Origin of the sequence: Actinosynnema sp. NPDC059797, assembly GCF_042732085.1 — a bacterium.
Lineage (GTDB): Bacteria > Actinomycetota > Actinomycetes > Mycobacteriales > Pseudonocardiaceae > Actinosynnema.
In genome coordinates this window covers 1-18,534 of record NZ_JBHWIE010000136.1, presented here as the reverse complement: position 1 = coordinate 18,534, position 18,534 = coordinate 1, and the positions used below count along the sequence as shown (strand labels likewise).

18 protein-coding genes are annotated in these 18,534 nt (G+C 74.9%); 11 read left to right on the top strand and 7 right to left on the bottom strand.

Annotated features, from left to right (window positions below; translation table 11 throughout):
• Window positions 1-40 precede the first annotated feature (40 nt).
• Both ACFV4N_RS25675 and ACFV4N_RS25670 read right to left on the bottom strand, forming a co-directional pair.
• Window positions 41-1,567 carry a flagellar basal body protein FliL gene (locus ACFV4N_RS25675; RefSeq protein WP_499675149.1) on the bottom strand — a complete coding sequence of 509 codons (1,527 nt, stop codon included), beginning with the start codon at window positions 1,565-1,567 and terminating at the stop codon, window positions 41-43.
• Window positions 1,564-2,025: a hypothetical protein gene (locus ACFV4N_RS25670; protein ID WP_499675148.1), complete on the bottom strand. Its 462-nt coding sequence runs from the start codon at window positions 2,023-2,025 to the stop codon at window positions 1,564-1,566. The genes ACFV4N_RS25675 and ACFV4N_RS25670 overlap by 4 nt, the downstream gene beginning before the upstream one ends.
• A 30-nt stretch (window positions 2,026-2,055) precedes the next feature.
• Here ACFV4N_RS25670 and ACFV4N_RS25665 point away from each other — a divergent pair, with 30 nt between their 5' ends.
• From ACFV4N_RS25665 to ACFV4N_RS25650, 4 genes are all read left to right on the top strand, one after another.
• On the top strand, window positions 2,056-2,790 hold the full coding sequence (locus tag ACFV4N_RS25665) for an SIR2 family NAD-dependent protein deacylase (protein ID WP_499675147.1): 735 nt from the start codon (window positions 2,056-2,058) through the stop codon (window positions 2,788-2,790).
• 61 nt (window positions 2,791-2,851) lie between these two features.
• Window positions 2,852-3,421, top strand: coding sequence for a carbonic anhydrase family protein (locus tag ACFV4N_RS25660; protein WP_499675146.1), 570 nt, complete (start codon window positions 2,852-2,854; stop codon window positions 3,419-3,421).
• A gap of 22 nt (window positions 3,422-3,443) precedes the next feature.
• Window positions 3,444-4,973, top strand: coding sequence for an AMP-binding protein (locus ACFV4N_RS25655; RefSeq protein ID WP_499675145.1), 1,530 nt, complete (start codon window positions 3,444-3,446; stop codon window positions 4,971-4,973).
• Between the two features lie 165 nt (window positions 4,974-5,138).
• Window positions 5,139-6,458 carry an NlpC/P60 family protein gene (locus ACFV4N_RS25650; protein WP_499675144.1) on the top strand — a complete coding sequence of 440 codons (1,320 nt, stop codon included), beginning with the start codon at window positions 5,139-5,141 and terminating at the stop codon, window positions 6,456-6,458.
• Here ACFV4N_RS25650 and ACFV4N_RS25645 read toward each other — a convergent pair.
• From ACFV4N_RS25645 to ACFV4N_RS25630, 4 genes are all read right to left on the bottom strand, one after another.
• Window positions 6,442-7,920 carry an FAD-dependent monooxygenase gene (locus tag ACFV4N_RS25645; RefSeq protein ID WP_499675143.1) on the bottom strand — a complete coding sequence of 493 codons (1,479 nt, stop codon included), beginning with the start codon at window positions 7,918-7,920 and terminating at the stop codon, window positions 6,442-6,444. The two genes, ACFV4N_RS25650 and ACFV4N_RS25645, sit on opposite strands and share 17 nt — an antisense overlap.
• Window positions 7,917-8,534 carry a PadR family transcriptional regulator gene (locus ACFV4N_RS25640; RefSeq protein ID WP_499675142.1) on the bottom strand — a complete coding sequence of 206 codons (618 nt, stop codon included), beginning with the start codon at window positions 8,532-8,534 and terminating at the stop codon, window positions 7,917-7,919. Before ACFV4N_RS25640 ends, ACFV4N_RS25645 begins: the two co-directional genes overlap by 4 nt.
• A gap of 53 nt (window positions 8,535-8,587) precedes the next feature.
• Window positions 8,588-9,361: an ion transporter gene (locus tag ACFV4N_RS25635; protein ID WP_499675141.1), complete on the bottom strand. Its 774-nt coding sequence runs from the start codon at window positions 9,359-9,361 to the stop codon at window positions 8,588-8,590.
• Between the two features lie 303 nt (window positions 9,362-9,664).
• Window positions 9,665-10,411 (bottom strand): SAM-dependent methyltransferase, encoded by a 747-nt coding sequence (locus ACFV4N_RS25630; protein ID WP_499675140.1) that lies wholly within the window; start codon window positions 10,409-10,411, stop codon window positions 9,665-9,667.
• A gap of 333 nt (window positions 10,412-10,744) precedes the next feature.
• Here ACFV4N_RS25630 and ACFV4N_RS25625 point away from each other — a divergent pair, with 333 nt between their 5' ends.
• Entirely contained in the window at window positions 10,745-12,163 is a 1,419-nt protein-coding gene (locus tag ACFV4N_RS25625; RefSeq protein ID WP_499675139.1) for a diguanylate cyclase domain-containing protein, read from the top strand.
• 141 nt (window positions 12,164-12,304) lie between these two features.
• Here the strand turns inward: ACFV4N_RS25625 and ACFV4N_RS25620 are convergent, their stop codons facing one another.
• Entirely contained in the window at window positions 12,305-13,177 is an 873-nt protein-coding gene (locus tag ACFV4N_RS25620) for a MerR family transcriptional regulator (protein WP_499675138.1), read from the bottom strand.
• Window positions 13,178-13,247: 70 nt separating this feature from the next.
• On the opposite strand from ACFV4N_RS25620, the gene ACFV4N_RS25615 reads away from it, so the two are divergent.
• The 6 genes from ACFV4N_RS25615 (at window position 13,248) to ACFV4N_RS25590 (ending at window position 18,415) form a co-directional block, all read left to right on the top strand.
• Window positions 13,248-13,973 carry a maleylpyruvate isomerase family mycothiol-dependent enzyme gene (locus ACFV4N_RS25615; RefSeq protein ID WP_499675137.1) on the top strand — a complete coding sequence of 242 codons (726 nt, stop codon included), beginning with the start codon at window positions 13,248-13,250 and terminating at the stop codon, window positions 13,971-13,973.
• Between the two features lie 110 nt (window positions 13,974-14,083).
• A complete protein-coding gene (locus ACFV4N_RS25610; protein WP_499675136.1) occupies window positions 14,084-14,833 on the top strand; it encodes an MHYT domain-containing protein in 750 nt (249 codons plus the stop codon).
• Between the two features lie 9 nt (window positions 14,834-14,842).
• Window positions 14,843-15,379, top strand: a complete 537-nt coding sequence (gene mobA / locus ACFV4N_RS25605; RefSeq protein WP_499675135.1) for a molybdenum cofactor guanylyltransferase — start codon at window positions 14,843-14,845, stop codon at window positions 15,377-15,379.
• Window positions 15,380-15,453: 74 nt separating this feature from the next.
• The gene (locus ACFV4N_RS25600; protein WP_499675134.1) at window positions 15,454-16,485 is read left to right on the top strand and encodes an AAA family ATPase; all 1,032 of its coding nucleotides are present in this window, start codon (window positions 15,454-15,456) and stop codon (window positions 16,483-16,485) included.
• Window positions 16,482-17,450 carry a DUF58 domain-containing protein gene (locus ACFV4N_RS25595; protein ID WP_499675133.1) on the top strand — a complete coding sequence of 323 codons (969 nt, stop codon included), beginning with the start codon at window positions 16,482-16,484 and terminating at the stop codon, window positions 17,448-17,450. The genes ACFV4N_RS25600 and ACFV4N_RS25595 overlap by 4 nt, the downstream gene beginning before the upstream one ends.
• Window positions 17,450-18,415 (top strand): VWA domain-containing protein, encoded by a 966-nt coding sequence (locus ACFV4N_RS25590; RefSeq protein WP_499675132.1) that lies wholly within the window; start codon window positions 17,450-17,452, stop codon window positions 18,413-18,415. Before ACFV4N_RS25595 ends, ACFV4N_RS25590 begins: the two co-directional genes overlap by 1 nt.
• Window positions 18,416-18,534: the final 119 nt, after the last annotated feature.

Here is an 18,534-nt window from a genome sequence, read left to right as displayed (position 1 = left end):
CCGCGGCTGAGCGCCGCGGCGGGGGCCGAATGGGTTGTCCTTACTTGATGGCCTTGATCAGCTCGTCCAGGTCCGTCGGCTCCAGGCCGCGCATCAGCGTCAGGAACAGCTCGCTGTAGGTCCGGAACGGGCTGACGTACCACTTGCCGTCCACCTCGGTGGCGACCACGCCGATGCCGTCCTTGAGCACCTGCGCGCCGACCCGGGCGATCACGTCGACGACCGCGCCCGGCACGTCGCGCCCGCCCTGCTGCTGCACCAGCTGCGCGATCTCGTCCGCGCACAGCCGCTGCTTCTCGCCCTGCGCCTCGGCGGTGTAGCAGTCGCCGTCGCGGGTGATCTCGCCGGTCTCGCCGTCGACCTCCAGCACCAGCCTGCGGATGGTCAGCTGGGTGCCCCCGGTGACCTCCTTCGAGTCGGTCTCCAGCTCGACGAGCTTCGCGTCGGTCGCGGGCACCCGGCCGATCTGGTCCAGGATCACCGGGCCGACGTCCTGGAGCACGCCCATCTCGTCCGGCGGCAGCAGCGCGATGACGCCCTTGACGTCACCGGCCAGCGCCTTCTCCACGATCTGCTTGGCCGCGTCCTCGGCCGAGCCCGCGCCGGCCGGGGCGATGCCCTGTGCCGGCCACTCCAGGCCCTCCTCCTCCAGCGCGGCGTTCGCGATGGTGTAGAAGAGGCTCGGGTACCACTCGTCGCCGACCTTGATGGTCGCGATGCCGATCGGCTTGCCCTTGCGGTCGGCCTTGACCTCGGCGAAGTCGAGCGTCTCGGTCTGCGGCTCCGCCCGCTCCAGCTGCGCGCCCAGCGCGTCGACCAGCTTGTCGGTCAGCGGGATCTGCTTGACGTCCGAGGTGATCGTGATCTTGCCCTCGGTCACCTTGTTGATCGTCAGGTGGTCGTTGACGCGGACCGCGCCGGCCTCGTCGAACTTGATGCCCTCGCTGGTGACCTGCACGCCGCTCAGCTTGTTGGGGTCCGCGTCCGGCTTGAGGATCTCGAGCCGCTTGGCCTCGCTGACCGTGGCCTCGGTGTAGTCCTTGCTCAGCGCCGCCTCGGCGGGCGCCAGGCCGTTCATGATGCCCAGCACGTCACCGCTGCCGAGCGCGTTGAGCAGGTTGCCCGCCGCGGCGGCCGGGTTGTCCGCGCCCGCGGGCACGTCCTCGGAGCTGCGCAGCGCCCACACCGTGCCGACCGTGCCGGCGGCCAGCACGAGGACGGCCACCACGGCGGTGACCACCAGGCCGGTCCGCTTCTTCTTCGGCGGCTCGGAGCCGACGTAGCCCTGGGGCGGCTGGCCGTACGGGTGCTGGGGGAAGCCCTGCTGCGGGAAGCCCTGCTGGGGGAAGCCCTCCGGCCCGGTCTGCGGGAAGCCCTGCTGCGGGGCGCCCTGCTGGGGGTAGCCCTGCTGCGGGTAGCCCTGCGGCCCGGTCTGGGGACCGCCCTGGGGGTAGCCGCCCTGCTGGGGGTAGCCGCCCTGCTGCTGCGGGTAACCCTGCTGTGGCTGGCCGTAGGGGTTGTTCTGCTGCGGTTGCCAGTCGCCTCCGCCGCCGCCTGGGTAGGTCACGGTGATCCTCCTGTACTGCTGAACGCTGTGCGGGTCTTCGCGGTGAGCACGGTGATCGCCCCCGCGATCGCCAGCACGGCACCACCGAGGGTCACCACCGGTCCGGTCGCGGTGATCCCGACCAGTGCCGCCTCGCTGCCCCCTTGGACGGCGGCCAGTGCCGCTACCGTTCCAGAGATGGTGCCGAAGATCAGGCCCCCGCAGGAGGCGATTCGCGGAAATTGCAGGGCCCAGAGGATCACCGAGCACGCCGCCAGGGGGGTGAGCCCGACCCAGGTGCCGCGCACCACCTCCCCCGGCACGCCGTCCAACCCGGCGAAACCACGGAGCGCGAGCACCTCGTAACTCGTCCTCGTCACCGAACCGGACCGCAGCCACGGCAGGAAGGTACCCACCACCGCTGTGACCAAGCCGACAACCGAGAGCACCCCACCAGTCCACGTCCTGCGCACGCGCACATGCTCGCAAACGTGTGGGACGGTGTGGGCATGAGTGCTCGGGACGTGATGGCCGCCGCCCGCCGGATCACCGTGCTCACCGGCGCCGGCGTGTCCGCCGCGTCGGGGGTGGGCAGGTTCGCGTTCCCCGCGCCGGACCGGTTGGCCTCCCCGGCGGGGCGGCGGGAGCTGTGGCTGTCCTGGCTGGACGATCCGATGTGGACCGCCCGGCCGAACGCCGCGCACCTGGCGCTGGCCGAGCTGGAGCGCGCCGGGCGGGTGCGGGCGCTGCTGACGCAGAACGTGGACGGGCTGCACCGGCGGGCCGGGTCGACGGCGGTCGAGCTGCACGGCTCGGCGACGGGGGTGGTCTGCGCGGACTGCGGCGCGGGCGCGTCGACGGCGTGGGCGCTGGCGGAGGTGCGCGGCGGCGCGGACGAGCCGAGGTGCCCGCTGTGCGACGGGGTGGTGCGGCCCGCGGTGGTGGCGTTCGGCGAGCCGCTGTCCGACGAGGTGCTCAGGGCGGCGCGCGCGGCCGTGCTGGACTGCGACGCGCTGCTGGTGGCCGGGACGTCGCTGGCGGTGGAGCCCGCCGCCTCGCTGGTGGGGCTCGGCGCGCGCGCCGGCGCGGCCGTGGTGATCTGCAACCTCACGCCGACGCCGTACGACGGGGTGGCCGCCGCCGTGGTGCGCGAACCGGTCGAGCGGTCGCTGCCCGAGCTGGTCGCGGTGCCCGTGGTGGCGTCCGGCCCGGTCCGGACCTGGGGCGACCCCAGCACCTGGTGATCACCCGTCGGTGCAGCTCCGTCACCCTCCCGTGGAGGGCTCCCGGTGCCATCCTGGACCCATGGGGGAACAGCAGTCGCCGATCAACATCGCGCGCACGGTCACCGCGCCCGACCTGCTCGACCAGCTGGAGATCGGCTGGCGGCCGGACTCGTTCTCGGTGGGGGAGGGCCCGGACGGCGTGCGCCTCGTGCCCCGGGGCACGCACACGGTCCACCTGTCCGACCAGGTCTACCGACTGGCCAACCTGCACTTCCACCGGCCGAGCGAGCACTGGGTGCGCGGCCGGCCGATGCAGGCCGAGATGCACGCCGTGCACCTGCGGGTCGACGACCGCCTCCACGTCTGCGTGGTCGCCGTGTTCCTCGACCTGGGCGGCGAGGAGGACGGGTCCGGCGCCGGCGGGCCGCCGACCGAGGTCGACCTGCCCGCGCTGCTCCCGGACGGCGGCTTCCACCGCTACGAGGGCTCGCTGACCACGGGCGAGTTCACCGAGAACGTCAGCTGGGTGGTGATGCGGGACGTGGTCGCCGTGGCGGACGCGGGGCTGCGCGCCTTCGTCCGCGCCCGCGCCGACCACGCCCGCCCGGTCCAGCCGCTGAACCGCAGGTTCGTGCTGACGACGGGCTGAAAGCCCAATAACGTCAGCTCGCATGCGCGTACCCCTGACCGTCTCAGACTTCCTGTACCGGGCGGAGCGGGTCTTCGCCGGCACGACCGCCGTCGTCGACGAGCCGAACCAGCCCGCGCCGCCCGTCCCGGCCACCACCTACGCCGGGTTCGCCGACCGCGTCCGCGCCTGGCAGGCCGGGTTCGACGCGCTCGGGCTCGGCGAGGGCGAGCGGGTGGCCGTGGTCAGCCACAACTCCGCCCGCCTGCTCGAACTGCTGCACGCCGTGCCGGGCACCGGCCGGATCTGCGTGCCGGTCAACTTCCGGCTGCGGCCCGAGGAGATCGCCTACATCGTCGAGCACAGCGGCGCGTCCGCGCTGCTCGTCGACCCGGAGCTGGACCTCGGCGGCGTCACCGCGCCCCACCGGTTCACCCTGGGCGAGGAGACCGAGGCGCTGATGCGGTTCGACACCGAGCCCCGGCCGTGGCGCGAACCGGACGAGGACGCCACCGCCACGATCAACTACACCTCCGGCACCACGGCCCGCCCCAAGGGCGTGCGGATGACCCACCGCAACATCTGGCTCAACGCGGTCACCTTCGCCCTGCACGCCCGCGCCTGGGAGCGCGACGTGTACCTGCACGTCCTGCCGATGTTCCACTGCAACGGCTGGGGCATGCCCTTCGGCCTCGCGGGCCTCGGCGTGCCCCAGGTGGTGCTGCGCAAGGTCGACGGCGCGGAGATCCTCACCCGCGTCCGCGACCACGGCGTCACCCTGATGTGCGGCGCGCCCGCCGTGTGGAACGCGGTGCTCGACGCGGCCCGGTCGTGGGAGGGCGAGATCCCCGGCCGCGACCGGGTGCGGATCATCTGCGCCGGCGCGCCGCCGCCCAGCCGCACCATCGCCCGCGTCGAAGAGGAGCTGGGCTGGGAGTTCCTCCAGCTCTACGGCCTGACCGAGACCTCGCCGCTGCTCACCTTCAACCGCACCCGACCGGGTGATGACGGACTTGCGCCGGAGGAGCGGGCGCGGAAGCTGTCGCGGGCCGGCGCGCCGGCGGTGGGCGTGCGCCTGGAGGTCTCGGGCACGGGCGAGGTCCTGGCCCGCTCCAACGTGGTCATGGACGGCTACTGGGACGACCCGGCCGCGACCGCCGAGGCCCTGGAGGGCGGCTGGTTCCACACCGGCGACGGCGGCTCGCTGGACGACGAGGGCCACCTCACGATCTCCGACCGCAAGAAGGACGTGATCATCACCGGCGGCGAGAACGTGTCGTCCATCGAGGTGGAGGACGCCCTGTTCAGCCACCCGGCGGTGGCCGAGGCGGCGGTCATCGGCGTGCCGCACGACAAGTGGGGCGAGACGATCAAGGCGCTGGTCGTGCCCGCGGCCGGCGCGGAGGTCACCGAGGCCGAGCTGATCGCCCACTGCAAGGCGCGGCTCGCCGGGTACAAGGCGCCGACCTCGGTGGAGTTCCGCGACTCCATCCCGCGCACCGCCACCGGCAAGGTGCAGAAGTTCAAGCTCCGCCAACCGTACTGGGCGGCGCTGGACCGGGGGGTCAACTGACGGGCCGCACCGGTCGGCGGGCTCAAACCCCCTGTTACCCGTGTGGCTGATGTTCGCCCTGGTTCGAGTGGAAAGGCTGTGGCTCCGGTGGCACAGTTCCGCTCGTGAGACCGGTGGGCCGATCGGCGCAACGCCGATCGGCCGAACGGCGGGGAGGCGGGTGTCGTGGCTCGGTGGGCGCTCTCGGTGGTGGTCGCGCTGTCCGCGGTGGTCGGCTTGGCGGGTGCGGCGGTCGCCGCGCCGCCGCCCCCGCCCAACCCCGGTGACGCGGAGCTCGGCGAGGTCCGGCGGGAGGCCGCCGCCAAGGCGGCCCGGGTCGGTGAGCTGACCGGCGAGCTGGCCGACGCCGAGGCCCGCCTCCGGAGCCTGTCCGACGAGGTCGCGTTCAAGATGGAGCTGGCCAACAAGGCCAGGGTGGACCTGGAGTCGGCCCGGCGCGAGGCCGACGACGCGCACCGGGAGGCGGAGGCCGCGCGGGTCGAGGCGGCGGCCGCGGCGCGCGCCGTCGAGGAGGCGCGGGACCGGCTCGACGAGTTCGCCGCCGCCAGCTTCCGGCAGGGCAGCGCGGTCGGGTCGCTGTCGGCCTACCTGGGCGCGTCCAGCCCCCAGGACCTGCTGGCCCGCGCGCAACTGCTGGGCGCGGTCGGCGACTCCAGCCTCGACGCCCTGGACGACGTCGAGCGCACCAGGGCGGAGATGGCCAACAAGGACGCCGCCGCCCGCGCCGCCCGCGACGTGGCCGACGAGAAGAGGGCCGCGGCCGACCGGGCGGCGCGGGACGCCGACGCGGCGCGGATCGAGGCCCAGCGAGCCCAGCAGGACCAGGCGGTGGAGGCGCGGGCCCTCCAGGACGACAAGGCCCGCGTCGAGGGCGAGCTGGACCGGGCGCGCGACGCCGTCGAGGGCCTGGAGGGGCAGCGCGCCCAGTACGAGCGGTGGCTGGAGGAGAAGCGCCGGGAGGAGGAGGCGGCGGCCGCCAAGCCGCCACCCGCGCCGCAGGCGCCGTCCGCGCCCTCCGCGCCCTCGGCGCCGTCCGCGCCCGTCGTCGCGCCGGGCCCGCCCGCGGGCAACCGCGTGGAGATCGTCGTCGAACGGGCCATGCGGCAGCTCGGCGTCCGCTACTCGTGGGGCGGCGGCAACTACGACGGCCCGACGGTCGGCATCCGCGACTGGGGCGTGGGCGACTCGCACGGCGACTACTACACCGTCGGCTTCGACTGCTCGGGGCTGATGATGTACGCCTTCGCGGGCGTCGGCGTCTACCTGCCCCACTACAGCGGCTACCAGCACAACGCGGGCCGCAAGGTGCCGCTGTCGCAGGCCCGGCGCGGCGACATGATGTTCTGGGGACCGGGTGGCGGCACGCACGTCGCCCTCTACCTCGGCGGCGGCATGATGATCGAGGCGCCCTACTCGGGGGCGAACGTGCGCATCGCCCCGGTCCGCTACGGCGGCATCCTGCCCTACGTCACCCGGGTGCTGTAGCCCGCGCCGGCTCCCGCCGGGCGAACCACGTGGTCAGGGCGGTGTCGAAGGTGTCGTCCGGCTGCGGGTCGGCGGTGGTGGACACCCACGCCGCGTGCCCGTCGGGGCGGATCAGCAGGCCCTCCAGGTCCGGGTGGCCGGGACAGCGGGCGCGGTGCCGGTCCACCGCGCCGGGCGGGCTCGCGGGCAGCGCGCGGTCCCCGGTCTCCAGCAGCACCGGGCGACCGGGCCGCAGCAGCTCGGCCGCGGTGGCGCGGCGCGAGCCGACGACCAGCCCCAGGTTCGGCGCGAGCCGGCCCAGCCACGGGTGGTCGCCGGGCACCCGCGGGTCGTACCGGGTGGACACGCCGCTCACCAGCTCGGCCAGGTGCCTGTTGACCGCCGGGAGCGCGGCCAGCTCGCCCAGCAGGTCGCGCACGGGCTCCAGGCCGGGGTCGCGCCGCCCGAGGAGCGCCTGCGCCCGCGTGGTCCGCAGCACGGCCGCACCGACCGGGTGGCGTTCGTCGTGGTAGCTGTCCAGCAGGCCGTCCGGGGCGCGGCCGAGCGCGACCGCCGCCAGCTTCCAGCCGAGGTTGACCGCGTCCGCGATGGCCACGTTGACGCCGACCGCCCCGGCCGGCGGGTGGACGTGCGCGGCGTCCCCGGCGAGCACGACCCGGCCCGCGACGTAGCGGTCCGCCTGGCGCGCCGCGTCGGAGAACCGGGTGGCCCAGCGCGGTTCGCGCAACGCGACCCGGCGGCCGAGCGCGGCGTCCAGCGCCCGCTGGAAGACCTCGGGCGTCACCGGCTCGTGGCGGTCGGCCGGCGGCTCCGGCTCGTCGAGCACGATCCGCACGTAGCCGGGGCGCGGGATCACGAACACCGGGCCGCCCTCGCCCTCGGTCACGCCGAACGGCAGCGCGTCGGGCTCGACCGGCTCCACGTCCGCGAGCAGGCCGAACCGGGTGGCCGGCACGCCGGGGAAGCCGATCCCGGCCAGCTCGCGCACGGTGCTGCGGCTGCCGTCGCAGCCGACGAGGTGGCCGGCGCGCACCCGGTCGAGCCCGTCGCCGGTCCGCAGGGCCACGTCGACGCCGTCGGCGTCCTGGCGGAGGTCGACGACCTCGTGCCCCCACCGCACCGGCACGCCCAGCTCGGCCAGCCGCCCCTCGAGCAGCTCCTCGACGCGGGTCTGCGCGATGCCGAGCACGTACGGGTGGTCGGTGTCCATCGCGGTCAGGTCCAGCGGCCGGGCCGGGTCGGCGAACATGCCGTACGGCACCGCCGTGCCTTCCGCGAGGAACCGGTCGACGAGGCCGCGCCGGTCCAGCAGTTCGAGGCTGCGCGCGCCGAGCGTGAACCCCCGGCAGAACGGCGAGCGCCGCGGCAGCCGGTCCACGACCACCACCTCGACGCCGGCGAGCGCCAGTTCGCAGGCCAGCACCAGCCCGGCCGGCCCGGCCCCGACGACCAGGACGGTCATCGCGCCTCCCCGGTGCGGGTGGTGGCGTCCACGTCCGCCGGCCAGGCCAGCCGGCCGGACTCGACGTCGTCGGCGATCTCCTCGACCCAGCCCAGCTCCGCCTCGCGCATGCGCACCGCGTACTCGACCTCCACCACGAACAGCCGCGGCACCCGGCCCGCCTCCAGGACCGCGCGGTGCTCGGCCCTCAGCTCGTCCAGCTCGGCGCGCAGCCGCCCGGCCCGCTCCCGCAGCGCCGCCGCCGCGCCCCCGGGCCCGAGCACGCCGAGGTAGGTGACCGCGGCGAGGAACTTGGGGTGCTCGGTGGCGGGCACGCGCACCAGTTCGTCGACCCAGCGCGTGAACTCGGCGCCGCCGGCCTCGGTGTGCCGGTAGACGGTCCGCTCCGGCCGGCCGCCGACCCGGACGGTCTCGCGGGCCTCGATCCAGCCGGCGCGCTCCAGCGCCCGGACCACGTCGTAGAGGGAACCGGTGGTCACCTTGAAGACCCGGTCCATGCCGCGTTCCCGCAGCGTGGCGGCCATGGCGTGGGGGTGCGCGGGTGACTCCACCAGCAGGCCGAGGACGGCCAACCCCAGCAGGTTCGACACCGCGCGCCTGGTGCTCTCGGTCAATTGCTCGCCTCCTATTGATCGGATCCGAGTATCCGGGTTCGAGCAGGACGTGGTCAAGCGCGGCCGGTGGGACCGGAGCGGCTAGCGCGGTCGCCCACGGGTTCCAGCCGCAGCGCGCGGACCTCCTCGCGCAGCGCCCGGACCTCCTCCAGCAGCACGTGGTCCGGCGCGGGGCGCTGCGCTTCCGACTCCATCGCGCTGCACACGACCGCGATGAACAGGTTGAGCGTGGTGAACGCGCCGACCAGCAGGCAGGCCAGGAAGAAGACCCACGCCGGCGGGTGGGACGCCATCAGGTCGCGCACCGCGTCCGACCAGCCGTCACCCGTGGTGACCCGGAACAGGGTCAGCACGGTCGCGCCCAGGTCCGCGAACCGCGGGTCGCCGCTCGCCCGGAACAGGTTCACCGCCACCACGCTGCCCACGTACGGCACCAGCACGAGCAGGCCGGTCAGGGACAGCAGGCCCGGGATCGACCTGACCAGGGCCGTGACCACGCGGCGCATGCTGGGCACCGCCGAGACCAGGCGCAGGGCGCGCGGCACGCGCAGGGACCGCACCACCGACAGCGGCCCGGCGGCCGGGAGCAGCGAGACGCTCACGACCAGCAGGTCGAACGCGTTCCACGGGTCGCGGAAGAAGCGCGCCCGGTGCGCGTACAGCCGCGCGGCCGGCTCCACCGCGAAGAACGCGAGGGCGGCTCGGTCCAGCCCGGCGAGCAGGTCGCCGTGCGCGGCGGTCAGCGCGGTCGACGTCTCGCAGCCGAGCACGACCGCGTTGGCCGCGATCACGGCGACGACCAGCCGCTGGAAACGCGTGCCGTTCACGCTCGGCGGGCGGTGAGCGCCGAGCCCATCGGCGCACCGGGTGGCGGGCTTGAGCCGATTCACCCGGACGAGCGGATGAAGCCGGATTTCGCGCGGGTGTAGTCGTCGTCCTCCGCCCGACCGCTTCCACGCGCAGCGAGTGGTCCGCGGCTCCGTGGTGGCCCGGGTACCGGCAGTGGCCCGGGGGCCTGCGTGGTCCGGATCCCGGCGGTTGCGTGAGTCCCTGCGGTGGCCCTGGGTTCCTGCGGTCGCACGGTCCCTGCGGTGGCGTGGGCCCCGGCGCACCGGGGCCCACGCGCACTCCTAGCGGTCCATCAGCGCGAACACGCCCCAGCCCAGGTACTCGCGCTGGTAGCGCGCGTGCCTGACCGGTTCGGCGCGCAACTCGGCGCGCAGCTGGTCGGCCAGCTCGTCGTCCGGGTGCTCGTCGAGCCAGCGGCGCGTGTTGAGCCACTGCGCCGCCGCGTAGCGGTTCCAGCTGTCCTGGTCCGCCAGCACCATCTCGACCACGTCGCAGCCCAGCTCGCCGAACTGCTCCAGCAGCCCGGTCAGCGGGTGCAGCGCGTCGCGACCCTCCATGAGGCAGGCGCGGGCGGTGGCGTCGTCCGGCGGGTCCAGCCGCCAGTACGGGTGGCCCACCAGCATCAGCCCGCCGGGGCGCAGGCTGCGCCTCAGCAGGTCGACGGTGCCGGGCACGCCGTCACCGATCCACGTCGCGCCGAGGCACGCCGCGACGTCCACGGGCTCGTCCGCGACGTGGCCCGCGGCGTCGCCGTGCACGAACCGGACGCGGTCGGCCACGCCCAGCTCGGCGGCCCGCGCCCGCGCGTCGGCCACGAAGGCCGTGCTCAGGTCGACGCCCGTGCCGAACAGGCCGTGGTCACGGGCCCAGGTGCACAGCATCTCGCCCGAACCGCAGGCGAGGTCGAGCACGTGCGCGCCCGGTTCGAGCCACAGCGCCGCGCCCAGCGCCGCCAGCTTGGCGTCGTCGAGCGGGTTGTGGATGCGGTGGCTGCTCTCACGGATGGTGAAGATGCGCGGTATGTCCACTTCGGAACGTCCTCTGGTCCGGGGTCTGGTTGGACTCGATCGGCCGCACGGCGGCCGGGACCTGGACGGGCATGCAACGCACCTCTTCACGGACGTGGTGGACGGGCGCGCGGAGGCTAACCGCGTGCTCCGGCGACCGTCCATCGAATTTTGCCAAGGCGCTCGGAATAAATGCGCCAATTGAGTCGCGGCGACTCGATCACCCGGATGCCGACGGTTGAATTCGGTATTTTCTGGGACCAGGGGAGGAAGACGCGTTACGGGGGGGACCATGAGGACCGAAGGGGAATCGACATCAGGCGGACGCGGTGCCGCGGCGCGCCGCGTCCCGCGGTGAACGGGGAATTCCACCGGGCGGTGCTCGACCGCGCCGACGCCGCCGTGCTGGTGGTGGACCCGCAGGACCTGGGCGTCCGGTGGGCGACCCCGGCCGCCCGGCGGCTGTTCGGCGGCGCGTCCGGTCCGCTGCCGGACCTGGTGGCGCCCGGCGACGCGGCGGCGGTGGGCACGTTCCTGCAGGCGGCGGGCCGCACGGGCGCGTCGCGGTGCGGGTGCGCGGTGCCGGTGGAGGGCTCGACGCGCAGGCGGGTGGACCTGATCGCCCGGGACCTGGGCGACGACCCGGACGTGGGCGGGATCGTGGTGGTGGCGCTCGACGTCACCGGGTGGGCCGAGACGGCGGACGAGTTGGGCAGCCGGCTCAACACCGACGCGCTGACCGGCCTGGCCAACCGCACGGGGTTCGTGCCGAGGCTGGAGCAGGCGGTGCGCGGCGCGCCGGGCCCGGTGCTGGTGTTCCTCGACATCGACCAGTTCAAGGGGGTCAACGACCTGCACGGGCACGCCGCGGGCGACGAGGTGCTGCGCCTGGTCGGCGCCCGGCTGGCCGCCGCGGTGGCCGGTCGCGGCACGGCGGCCAGGCTCGGCGGCGACGAGTTCGCGGTGCTGCTCGACCGGCTCGACGAGCGGCGGGCCATCGCCGCCGCCCACGAGGTCCTGGACGCGATCGCCGCGCCGCTGGAACTCGCGGCGGGCGTGGTCGGGGTGACGGCGTCGGCGGGCATCACGTTCGTGCGACCCGGCCACAACGCGGAGGACCTGCTGCACCAGGCGGACCTCGCGATGTACCGGGCGAAGACCGTCGGACCGGTCGCCGTCTACCAGGAGGACCTGGAGGACTGGGCGCTGGCCCGCAAGCACCAGGTGGACCGGCTCGCGGAACGGCTGGAGGAGCTGCACGCGGCGAACCGGGCCCTGGCCGAGGCGGCGTCCACGGACCAGCGCACCGGCCTGCCGAACCCGGCGTCGTTCGACGCCGACCACCAGCACCGCAACCGGTTGGGCGAGCCGTACGGGCTGCTGCTGGTCGACATCGACCGCTTCCACAGCTACAACACCCTCTACCGCTACCTGGCCGGGCACGAGGCGCTGCGCGCGGTGGGGCAGACCATCAGCCGCACCGCCCGGGCGGGCGACCGCACCTACCGGTACGGCGGCGAGGAGTTCACGGTGCTGCTGCCGAACGCCCGGCTGGACGGCGCGCTCGCGCTGGCCGAGCGGATCCGGCGGGAGGTGGAGCTGCTGGGCCTGGAGCACCGCGGCAACCCCGGCGGGGTGGTGACGGTGTCGATCGGCGCGGTGGAGGTCGCGCCGGGCGCCTCGGTGGCCGACGCGGTGGAGGAGGCCAGCGCCGCGCTGCTGGAGGCCAAGGACGCGGGGCGGAACCGGGTGGCGGGGAGGCGGGTCGGGTAGCGAGCGGGGGGAGCGGCGACAGGGGGAGTGGGGGCAAGGGGGAGCGGGGAGCGCGACCGGGGGCAGGGAGACCGGGGAACGGGACCGGGGGCAGGGAGACCGGGGCAGGGGAGCGGCGGCAGGCGGAGGTGTGCCGGGTGCTCAGCCCGCCGGCAGGGCGTCCAGCAGCCAGGAGTGCGCGTCGCCCAGCGTGACCCGTTCCCCGGTCACCGCGCCCACCAGCCGCCAGTACCGGCGCAGCCGCGGGTCGCGTTCCACCTCGGTCCGCGCCCGCAGCTCGCGCCGGAACGCCGGGGTGTCCCGCACCCCCCGCACCGCCGCGTGCGCCGCCACGAACACGTCCAGCGCCTCGCCCGCCCCGGGCGGCCGGCCCGCCGCCACCAGCGGTCGGGCCAGGTCGCACGCCCGGCCGATGCCCTCGTGCAGCGCGCTCTCGTCGCGCACCCGGTCACGTGAGCGCATCCGCCGCCCCAGGGACGCGTCGCTCGCCACCACCACCATGCCCGCGTAGGCGACCACCTGGTCGGGCGTCGGATCGGCGGGCGGCGGGGGCGCGCTGACGGACAGGAACATCTCCGCGGTCGGCGCGGTCGCCGGGTCCAGGTAGTCGCGCCGCCAGAACGCCACGAGCGAGTCCCGCGCGGCGGGCACGTCCGGCACGGCGGCCAGCAGGTCCAGCCGGTCGGGGCGGTCCGCGGGCGCGGCGTCCGCCACGGCCCTCAGCGCGGCCCGCCGCCACGCCAGCTCCGCCATCGCCGCGTCCAGCCCGGCCCGCTCGCCGGCGATCACCTCGGTCAGGGACCGCCGGCCGGCCAGCACGTCCGCGACCGCCGGCAGGCCGAGCCCGATCGCGCGCAGCCGCCGCACCGTCCGCAGCCGCTCCACCGCCGCCTCGTCGAACCGCCGGTGCCCGCCCGCGCTGCGCCCGGCGTGGAGCAGGCCCTCGTCGCAGTAGAACCGGATGGTGCGCACGGGCACCCCGGTGCGCCTCGAAAGCTCGCCGATACCCAGCACGCCGCCCCCCTGTGACGCCGGTCACCTTCGCTGGAACCTCCACCCCGGTGCCGTTCCTACCGTACGGGGCGTGCGGAACTGGTTGGCGGGACGAACGGAAGCCTTCATCGACGGCGTCGGGGACGTCGGCGACTTCGCCTCGGCGGTGCCCACCTGCCCGGGGTGGACCGTCCGGGACCTGGTCGCCCACGTCGGCCAGCAGCAGCGCTGGGCGGCGGGGGTGGCGCGCACGGGCCACGCCGCCGCCGTGCCGGACCCGCTGGCCCAGGAGGTGCCGGCGGACTGGGCGCGGTGGCTGCGCGAGGGCGCGGCGGAGCTGGTCGCGGCGGTCGACGGGCGCGCCGACCCCGTCTGGACCTACCTGGGCCCGCGGCCCGCCGCGTTCTGGACGCGCCGGGTCCTACACGACACCGTCGTCCACCACGCCGACCTCGCCCTCGCCGCGGGCGCGGAGCCGGACGTGCCGGAGGACGTCGCCGCCGACGGCGTCGAGGAGCTGTTCGAGCTGTTCACCGACCCGGACGGCGTGTCGGTCAAGCCCGCGCTGGCGTACCTGCGCGGCACCGGCGAAACCCTCCTGCTGCGCCCGCGCGGCCGGTCGCCGCTGTTCGTCGTCCGCGCGCCCGGCGGCCCGGTCCTGCGGCCCGACCGGGGAACCGCGGACGTCGTGCTCACCGCGTCGCCGCGCGACCTGCTGCTGGTGCTGACCCGCCGCCGGTCCGCCGACCGCCCGGGCGTGCGGGTCGAGGGGGATCGGGCGCTGCTCGACCACTGGGTCGCCCACACGGCCCTGTGAGGGCTCCAAACGACTACTCAGAGTAGAGAAAGAAAGCGAATATGTCTCAAGTAAATGAATCTACCTCGCCCAGTCTGGCGAACCAGGTCACGTGGGGTTACTAAGCAGGGGTGAACCACGACGTCTCCCAGCACTTCTCCGCCGGTCTCTCCACGCTCGTCATCGCCTACGTAGTCGCCGTCATCGGCTCGCTCATCGGCCTGGCCTGCATGGCCAGGGCCAGAGCCGAGCGGCACCGCGCCGCCAGAGTCCGCTGGACCGTGTTCGGCGCGTTCGCCATCGGCGGCATCGCGATCTGGCTCATGCACTTCATCGCCATGCTCGGGTTCGAGGTCCCCGACGCCACGATCAAGTACTCCGCGCCGCTGACCGCCCTGTCCGCCGTGGTCGCGATCGGCGTGGTGGGCGCGGGCCTGTCCCTGGTCACGCTGGTCCGGTTCACCCGGATGCGGCTGGTGCTCGCCGGGTTCCTGACCGGTCTCGGCGTGGCGGGCATGCACTACCTGGGCATGTCGGCGATCCGCTTCAAGGGCGAGATCTCCTACGACCCGGCGCTGGTCGCGGCGTCCGGCGTCATCGCGGTCGTGGCCGCCACCGCCGCGTTCTGGTTCACCCTGGTGGTCCGGACGCCGGCGGCAGGCGTCGCGGCCGGCCTGACCATGGGCGTCGCGGTCACCGGGATGCACTACACGGGCATGGCCGCGGTGCGGGTGACGCACCACGAGAAGATGGTCGCGCCCGACGGCACCACCGTGTTCGACCTGGTGTTCCCCGTGTTCGTGATCAGCGGCCTGGTGGTGGCGGCGCTGCTGTGGGTGCTGTTCACCACCGGTGACGAGGCGGTGGGCGAACCCGCCTAGCCTTGGCGCGTGGAGCGAACCCCCGACTTCTCGGCCGTGGTGCTCGCGGGCGGCCGGGGCAGCCGGCTGGGCGGCGTGGACAAGGCGCTGCTCGTAGTCGACGGGCGCACCCTGCTCGACCGCGTGCTCGACGCGGTCGGCGGCCCCGGGCGGGCCGTCGTCGTCGGGCCGCCCCGGGACGTGCCGGGGGTGCGCTGGGCCCGGGAGGAGCCGCCCGGCGGCGGACCGCTCGCCGGCCTCGCCGCCGGCCTGCGCCACGCGGCGGCGGAACTCGTCGTGGTGCTGGCGGTGGACCAGCCGGGGGTCACCCGATCCACAGTGGACAGGCTGCTGGCCGCGGTCGGCGAGACCGGCGCGGTGCTCGTGGACGCCGGGGGCAGGCCCCAGTGGCTGACCGGCGCGTGGCGCGCCGACCGCCTGCGCGCGGCCATGCCCGCCGACCCGCGCGACGCGTCGGCGCGGTCCGTGCTCGGCCCCCTCGACCCCGTCCGCGTGCCCGCGCTGCCGGGCGAGGCGCGCGACGTCGACACGCCCGCGGACCTCTAGGACCCCTTCACATGGTCCATACCGACCGCAGGGGAGACTTGTTCACGATCGCACAACCTTGTCGAGGAGGACTCTTGTCCGAGCCCGCCGCCGAGGCGCCCAACACGCCGGCTCGTGACGCCCAGTTGCTCGAACGCACCGTGTTCGAGGTCAAGAGGGTGATCGTCGGGCAGGACCGGCTGGTCGAGCGGATGCTCGTCGGCCTGCTCGCGAAGGGCCACCTGCTGCTGGAGGGCGTGCCCGGCGTGGCCAAGACGCTGGCCGTGGAGACGTTCGCGAAGGTCGTCGGCGGCTCCTTCTCGCGCGTGCAGTTCACCCCCGACCTGGTGCCCGCCGACATCCTCGGCACCCGCATCTACCGCCAGGCCAGCGAGAGCTTCGACGTGGAGCTGGGCCCCGTGGTGGCCAACTTCGTGCTCGCCGACGAGATCAACCGCGCGCCGGCCAAGGTCCAGTCCGCGATGCTGGAGGTCATGGCCGAGCGGCACGTGTCGATCGGCGGCCGGACGTTCCCGATGCCCACCCCGTTCCTGGTGCTGGCCACCCAGAACCCGATCGAGAACGAGGGCGTCTACCCGCTGCCCGAGGCCCAGCGCGACCGGTTCCTGTTCAAGATCCAGGTCGAGTACCCCACGGCCGAGGAGGAGCGGGAGATCGTCTACCGGATGGGCGTCGAGCCCCCGGTGCCCACCCAGGTGCTCAGCCCCGAGGAGCTGGTCCGCCTCCAGGGCGTGGCCTCCCGCGTGTTCGTGCACCACGCGCTGGTCGACTACGTGGTGCGGCTGGTCATCGCGACCCGCGCGCCCAAGGAGCACCAGCTCACCGACGTCGCCGGGTGGGTCGCCTACGGCGCCTCGCCGCGCGCCAGCCTCGGCGTCATCGCCGCCGCCCGCGCCCTGGCGCTGGTGCGCGGCCGCGACTACGTGCTGCCGCAGGACGTGGTGGACGTGGTGCCGGACGTGCTGCGCCACCGGCTCGTGCTGTCCTACGACGCGCTGGCCGACGGCGTCCCGCTCGACCACATCATCACCAGGGTGCTCCAGACCGTGCCGCTGCCGCAGGTGTCCGCGCGGCCGTCGGCGCCGCAGCCCGCGGGCAGGCCGTGACCGGGGTCGACGAGGCCGGGGTCGCCGCCGACGCGGCGGGCGACCGCCCGAGGTGGGCCCCGCCCGCGCTGAGCGGCGGACGCCTGGAGGCGGCGCTGCGCACGCTCGAGCTGGAGGTGCGCCGCCGGCTGGACGGCCTGCTCCAGGGCAACCACCTCGGCCTGGTGCCCGGACCGGGCACCGAGCCCGGCGAGGCGCGGCCCTACCAGCCGGGCGACGACGTGCGGCGGATGGACTGGGCGGTCACCGCCCGCACCACCGTGCCGCACATCCGCGAGACGGTCGCCGACCGCGAGCTGGAGACGTGGCTCGCCATCGACCTGTCGCCGAGCCTGGACTTCGGCACGGCCGCGTGCGAGAAGCGCGACCTGGTGGTCGCCGCGACCGCCGCCGTGGCGCACCTGACGCGCGGCGGCGGCAACCGGATCGGCGCCCTGGTCTCCACCGGCGAGCAGCTCGTCCGCATCCCCGCCCGAGGCGGCCTGGCGCACGCGCGCGGCCTGATCCGGCGGGTCGCGGAGACGCCCCGCGCGCCCGAGGGCACCAGGGGCTCGCTGACCGACGTGGTCGAGCAGCTGCGCCGCCCGCCGCGCCGCCGCGGCCTGGTCGTGGTGATCTCGGACTTCCTCGGCGGCACCGAGTGGCAGCGACCGCTGCGGGCGCTGTCCGCCCGGCACGACCTGGTCGCGGTCGAGGTGGTCGACCCGCGCGACATCGACCTGCCCGAGGTGGGCGCGGTCGTGCTGGCCGACCCGGAGAGCGGCAGGCAGCGCGAGGTGGTGGCCTCGCCGCTGCTGCGCCGCGAGTTCGCCGCCGCCGCGGCCGAGCACCGCGCCGAGGTGGCCGCCGGGCTGCGGCGCGCGGGCGCGGGGCACCTGGTGCTGCGCACCGACTCGGACTGGATCGCCGACACCGTGCGCTTCGTGGTGGCCCGCAAGCGCCGCTGGTCGGGAGGGGTGGCCTGATGAGCCTGTCGGGTTTCACCGCGCCGTGGTGGTTCCTGCTGCTGATCGCGGTGGCCGGGCTGGCCGCCGCCTACGTCGTCGTGCAGCGGGTGCTGCGCAAGCGGACGCTGCGGTTCGCCAACCTGCCGATGCTGGAGAAGGTCGCGCCCAAGAGGCAGGGCTGGTACCGGCACGTGCCCGCGGCGCTGCTGCTGGTGGCGTTCATCCTGCTGACCGTGGCGCTGGCCGGGCCGACGGCGGAGCAGAAGGTGCCGCGCAACCGGGCCACCGTGATGCTGGTCATCGACACGTCGCTGTCCATGAAGGCCACCGACGTCAAGCCGTCCCGGCTGGAGGCCGCGCAGGTGGCGGCCAAGTCGTTCGCCGACGGCCTCACCCCGGGCATCAACCTCGGCCTGATCTCCTTCGCCGGGTCGGCGACCGTGCTGGTCGCGCCGACCACCGACCGGGAGGCGGTCAAGTCGGGCATCGACGGGCTCAAGCTCGCCCAGTCCACCGCCACCGGTGACGCGATCGTGGCGGCGCTGGCGGCGATCGACTCGTTCGGCAAGATCGTCGGCGGCGCGGACGGCCCGCCGCCCGCGCGGGTCGTGCTGATGACCGACGGCAAGGAGACCGTGGGCACGCGCAAGGCGTTCGACGCGGCGGACGACGCGAAGAGGGTGGGCGTGCCCATCTCCACGATCTCGTTCGGCACCGAGGACGGCGTGGTCGAGATCGAGGGCCGGGCACAGGAGGTGCCGGTGGACGACGACTCGATGCGGGAGATCGCCGAACTGTCCGGCGGCGAGTTCTTCAAGGCGGCCAGCGCCGAGGAGCTGAGGCGCGTGTACGACACGCTCGGCGAGCAGATCGGCTACGAGAAGAAGCAGGCCGACGCCTCGCGGCCGTGGGTCGCCCTCGGGACCGTGCTGGGCCTGTTCGCGGTGGCGGGCGCGCTGCTGTTCGGACAACGCCTCCCCTGATCGGTCGGGGGGCGCGGGGGGGGGTAGCCCCGCGACCCCCCCCCCCCCCACCCCCCCCGCGCGGCGCGGGGTTGGGCTAGCCCCGGGCCCCCCGGGCCCCCCCCGGGGGCCCCGCAGGC